Below are 5,459 nucleotides of genomic sequence, written 5' to 3' on the forward strand. Positions count from 1 at the left end.
TTTGACAAACTGACGTTTGGTGTGAGCAGACGATTCCAGCGTTCGAGTGAATAAGGTCATAAAAGATCGGCGTTTAACAGAAAGAACACCGATCTTAATGGATAACATGAGCTTTTGCGACACCCTCATCGAACCGGACGTGCGCTTCTAACGCATCCGGCTCTCGGACAGAATCATGCCTTCGCCCACGGAAGCCTCTGCGGGAGTTTCGGCAACTGGATGAGTCCTAACTGATTGTAGAAGTATTCATCAGGGTATCGCAACCCTTTGCTTCGTTGCTTATGTTTCTTGCAGAGCCACCGACGCAGCCGGGTTGTGGTGTAGCGATCTATAAACCGGTACGACTGCGTGACAGGGCCTAACCTGAAGTAGTTAGTCCAGCCACCCAGTTTCTGGTTCAACCGCATGACCATCTCACCGGCATCCATCCACTCCATGTTCCTGCTGGTCTGGAGCCTCACGGACTCAATCATTCGCTTAATGCTTTTCTTCGAGGGGCGAGTTCCTCTATACGGTTTCCTCGTCCGGGCTGAATATAAGCGCTTAAACGTGTATCCCAGAAAGTCAAATTCACCTTCCGGCATTCGACATAAGCGGGTCTTTTCTTCATTTACCGTTAGCTTCAGCTTTGCCATCAGTCCGCGCATTGCTGCCATTGCATGGCTGGCGTTACTGCCTTTACAGCAGATCACCAGATCGTCAGCATAGTTAACAATACGCGCACCCAGGCGCTGTTCGATCCTCAGACTTTTCCAGCCCATAATGAAACGTCTCATGTACAGATTAGATAAGAGTGGGGATATTGGAGAACCCTGTGGTATTCCGCACTGGTTATCCCGGTTTGCGGTTGTTCGCAGTACTTTCCCGTCCCGCATCTTTTCTTCTACTGGTGCTGCCAGCCACTGCTTAATCAAGCGCAGAACGTTACCGTCCACGATCCGGCGTGCAACTGACTTCATCAATTCAGGATGGGGTATGGTGTCGAAGTAGCCTGACAGATCAGCATCTACAATATCTCTATATCCGCTGGTCAGTAGACTGTGTACTTCCTGTACCGCGCTTTTTGCATTTTGGTTTCGCCGGTAGGCATGCTGTTCTGGGGGAAGATCGGCTTCGAATATAGGTTCGAGCACCAACATTGCTGCCATCTGGCAAACTCTGTCCCTCAGACACGCGATGCCCAGCGGTCGGGTTTTCCCGTTTGGCTTAGGTATATGTACCCGCCTGACCGGCTTCGGAACATATGTGCCTTCCCGAAGCTGTTGCGCCAGTTCTCCGAGCCATTGCTCCACACCATATGACTCAATATCATCGAAGGTTTGCCCATCCGTCCCCGCTGCACCTTTATTCCGGCGACAGCACTGGTACGCATGAGTCAGCACACTGCGGTGGTATATTTTGTCGTACAACGCATGGAATCGAAGCTCGGATCTTTCCTTCGCTTTCGCATGTAACGTCGTCTGTAATTCCTGAACGTATTTCGGAGTTCTTAGGTTTCCCAATCTCCAGTTTTCCTCATCACTTTCGGCGTTGTTTCTGAACCAAGGCTCCTTTCCTCCACCGGCATTACCCGGCTTCCCCGGTACTACGAGCCTCTCCGTCATCCTGTCGTGCCCGGTCTGGCCGTCACCGGCTTCCGGTTGGTGTTAGCGTTCACCACACGCAGGACTTCCCGTGTTGCCCCGGTCTTCCTCTTGTATACATGCTGTCGCTACTACCCCGGTGGAGGTTGCAGGGTGCGCTTTTCGTTCACTTCCCCTGTAACTGGCAGCTTTCCCCAATAATTTGGTGGGTCAGCCTCCACATTGCGTTTTTCGAGGCCTGCTCAGCGTTCACTCACGTTACGGCCTGCATACTCGCTGAATCACTAAAATGATCCTATACACCAGAGGCTTCAGCCGCTTTGTTACCGCCACGACTGCTCTGATTACTTCCGGCTGGAACGAAAGTTGCCGGGCGGGATTCGCACCCGCTGGAAGACCGTGCCTTTGCACGGCGCACAAATTAAAGTACGCTAAGATTTAGGGATCGGCAATAATGGCCTGAATCCCCCTTTCTCTACCCGTCTGTGCTGTTTCCAGGCGTAATCACCGGTCAGGTTGATATGCCCCCAGTGAATAGGTGCAACGTGCCTGAGTAACGCTTCATCAACAGGGTATCCCTGGGCACGCATCTCATTGACTGCCCGTTCCAGATAAACCGTGTTCCACAGGATGATCGCTGCTACGACCAGGTTCAGACCGCTCGCCCGATGCCGCTGCAATTCGTATGTACGGTCCCTGATTTCGCCAAGCCGGTTGAAACATACGGCCCGGGCCAGGGTGTTTTTCGCCTCTCCCTTATTCAATCCGGCAGTCACCCGTTGTCGCAGACCGGAGTCGAGAAGCCAGTCCAGCGCAAAAATCGTCCTCTCGATACGCCCGATTTCGCGTAAGGCCAGCGCCAGTCCGTTTTGTCGTGGATAGCTGGCGAGCTTCCGCAACATCAACGAAGCCGTCACGGTACCCTGTTTGATTGACGCTGCCAGGCGCAGATATTCAGACCATTGTGTCAGAATGATTTTCTGGTTGATGCTTTTATCGCCTAAAAAATGTGATAACGCCGGATAATTTTTCGGGTCATCAGGCACATATAAGTTTTTTTCCTTTAGATGGGGTAGTGACCGGGTAGCTGGTCACTACCCCAATTTAGGATCATTAGCCTATTATTTTTTAATGCAGATATATATCTCATCTATCTGTTTTAATAGCGATTTATGGTTTTTATACTAAAGATCATTGTTATCACAAATCAGGATGCAATTCAAACCCGCTAACTATAATTTACCATAAGTAGCATGTTATGATAGGCTATCTTTATCGAACATTGATAACGAACTATTGACCGTTAAAATTGTTCGTTTATACTGTTAGATATCTGACTGAGTAACGGCCTAATTATGAATTTGATTAATGATTACACACTTAGAAATCAAAGAAAAAACAAGAAAATAAATGATGTGCTTTGTTTTCTCAAATCAGAAACGTTCACTACAGCGGATGTTTTAAAAGGCGTGTTAAAGTTCAAAACAATCAGCCCTGTTTATACTCTGTTGAGGAAACTAGTAGCCGAAGGTGTAATTTGTGTATATTCCTGCGATCTTGGCACGGGCAAAATTAACATATACGGTTTGACCCCACATGGGGCAGGGCTTGCTATGGATGAGAACGATAATATTGCAGACATTCGTATATTCCATCCATCTAAGACCACAATCTCAGTTCTTAGACATAAACTTGATATACAGTTGATTAGAAGAATTGTTGAGGCGAAGGGTCATCAATGGTTATCGATATATAGTACTAAAAAGAAAAAGCCCGAAGCTCCTGATGGTTATATTATTACATCTAAATCCGTCAATAAAATTGCGGTTAAAGTTGAACGTACAATTAAGAGCCTTGAACACTATCGTAAAATATTGGGGCAGTACATCGAACAGCAGCAAAGCAAACAATTTGACCAAATATATTACTTATTACCTGATGTTAATTTAAAAAATAGAGTTGAGAAGATTTACAAATCTATTAACGGCGTGATAGTTGGGAATGAGATTATCACGATTGATGATCAGACATGGAATTTTATTAAATTTTTTACATATGAGGAGTTGGAAAGCACCTTATAAATAAAAAGCAGGCGAGGAACACAACGCGGGCAAGCGTTGTGTCCTCTGATCACATAAACAGCACTTTGAGGAAGTGTTTATATGACTATTAAGCATAGTACCATAACTGGACGGGAGTTAGCAGAATTAATCGAGCGAGTTATAGAAGTCGCTGAAGCATTCAACATATTTTTCTGTCTTTTTCCAGATGAAGAAGATTTTGTCCAGTCTTCCCAGCTTTTACTTTTACCACTTAGTCGTTATCTCACTGATGTCGCTAGTAAACTACACGAATCGTCAGTTGATGGCGAACTTATTTTGATGGGAAAATTATCAAGCCGTACATAATCGTATAAGGCGGATGTAGATTACTAAATCAAAAACCCCTCATATTAGGTATGAGGGGTTTTAAGCCCTTTACGGGAGAAATTTTTAACAAAGCCCTCATGGGGAATAATCATACTGTAGTTGATAGAATCCCAAAAGTCAACTTTCAGATTTACTGATAAGGCTTGATGCGCCGATAATTTTGATTATTGCACGTTGCATCTTTTCAACATCTTCATGCGTCAAATATTGCTGAAATGTTTGTTCATTATCTCTTAATTTAAAGAGTCTGTTTGTGTTTACTATCTGCATATGATGAACTAATGCCCAGCGCCTGCGACGATCATAAAAATTAGTTATTCGAAAAATAGATTGATCTAACTCGACATGATAACCGCGAGCAATACCATCGTTGTTTAAAGTTGAGGAAATCGGAACAACGAGATAACCATTGCTACACAAACGGGCATTCATGATTACAACCATTCTTTTTTTTACCATCTCAGGCGGGATGCGGCCATTAAAATGGTCTGGTTGTGCCGGTAAACCAAAGTCACAATCTAATATTTCACCGATACGCGGGCGATATCTAATAGCCATTTAATTAATCAGCCCTCTAAAATAATAGTTCCTACCCTAGTATATGTGTTAGGTCAGATATCTAACAGTGTAAACGAACAATTTTAACAGTCAATAGTTCGTTATCAATGTTCGATAAAGATATCCTATCATAACATGCTACTTATGGGAAATTATAGTTGATAGATATTTTTATTGGCTGTAATTCAGGTTATTGGCAATGTGCTTGTTTTTTGATCTTTAACTATGTTCAATAGTGAATTGGGGTAGGAAAAAAGATGGCTGGCTTTCATCAGCCAAAGTTAAAGTTTACGGTCAGAACGACCTGCACTTTTTATGTTTTCCACATTTGAGTGGCATCTTAGGATTAGGGTTTTTTTTAGCTGCTTTGCCACATAAATGTCCCACACTTAATGGGATGGTCACCCTCACCCTGTAGGCGTATTTTGACAAGGTGATTTCTTTTACATGAGGCCATCGCCATGAATAACATGACACTTATCGGTATCGATCTCGGCAAACATACCTTTCATCTCCACTGCCAGGATAAATCAGGTAACGCCCTTCTCCGTAAAAAATTTACCCGAACCAAGTTAATGGAGCTTTTAGCCGGATGCCCTTCTGCAACCGTGGTGATGGAGGCTTGTGCCGGCGCGCATTTTATAGCAAGACGAATAAATGATTTAGGCCATGAAGCTAAATTAATTTCACCGCAGTTTGTCCGGCCTTTTGTTAAAAGTAATAAAAATGATTTTATTGATGCGGAAGCCATCTGCGAAGCGGCCTCACGTCCTTCCATGCGTTTTGTCCGACTCAGAACGGAAGCTCAGCAGGCTATGCGTGTATTACATCGGGTCAGGGAGTCACTGGTCAGAGATAAGGTTAAAACGACCAACCAAATGCAGGCTTT

At 44.6% G+C, this 5,459-nt stretch carries 5 protein-coding genes and 1 pseudogene; 3 read left to right on the plus strand and 3 right to left on the minus strand.

Annotation, left to right across the window (positions count from 1 at the left end):
* Window positions 1-173: 173 nt before the first annotated feature.
* Both ltrA and C5470_RS21165 read right to left on the minus strand, forming a co-directional pair.
* Window positions 174-1,604, minus strand: a complete 1,431-nt coding sequence (gene ltrA, locus C5470_RS21160) for a group II intron reverse transcriptase/maturase (protein WP_166291746.1) — start codon at window positions 1,602-1,604, stop codon at window positions 174-176.
* 410 nt (window positions 1,605-2,014) lie between these two features.
* Window positions 2,015-2,650 (minus strand): annotated as a pseudogene (locus C5470_RS21165) (Tn3 family transposase); the annotation flags it as partial.
* A 288-nt stretch (window positions 2,651-2,938) separates the two neighbouring features.
* Here C5470_RS21165 and mobC point away from each other — a divergent pair.
* Window positions 2,939-3,664: a MobC family replication-relaxation protein gene (gene mobC / locus C5470_RS21170; RefSeq protein WP_166291748.1), complete on the plus strand. Its 726-nt coding sequence runs from the start codon at window positions 2,939-2,941 to the stop codon at window positions 3,662-3,664.
* 81 nt (window positions 3,665-3,745) lie between these two features.
* Window positions 3,746-3,991 (plus strand): hypothetical protein, encoded by a 246-nt coding sequence (locus C5470_RS21175; RefSeq protein WP_166291750.1) that lies wholly within the window; start codon window positions 3,746-3,748, stop codon window positions 3,989-3,991.
* A gap of 138 nt (window positions 3,992-4,129) precedes the next feature.
* Here C5470_RS21175 and C5470_RS21180 read toward each other — a convergent pair whose 3' ends face one another.
* The gene (locus tag C5470_RS21180) at window positions 4,130-4,570 is read right to left on the minus strand and encodes a type II toxin-antitoxin system PemK/MazF family toxin (protein ID WP_132356475.1); all 441 of its coding nucleotides are present in this window, start codon (window positions 4,568-4,570) and stop codon (window positions 4,130-4,132) included.
* Between the two features lie 461 nt (window positions 4,571-5,031).
* Here C5470_RS21180 and C5470_RS21185 point away from each other — a divergent pair.
* Window positions 5,032-5,459 (plus strand): IS110 family RNA-guided transposase (locus tag C5470_RS21185; protein WP_166291752.1); only part of this gene is annotated, 428 nt, incomplete at its 3' end.

The organism is Photorhabdus stackebrandtii, from assembly GCF_011189495.1.
Taxonomy (GTDB): domain Bacteria; phylum Pseudomonadota; class Gammaproteobacteria; order Enterobacterales; family Enterobacteriaceae; genus Photorhabdus; species Photorhabdus khanii.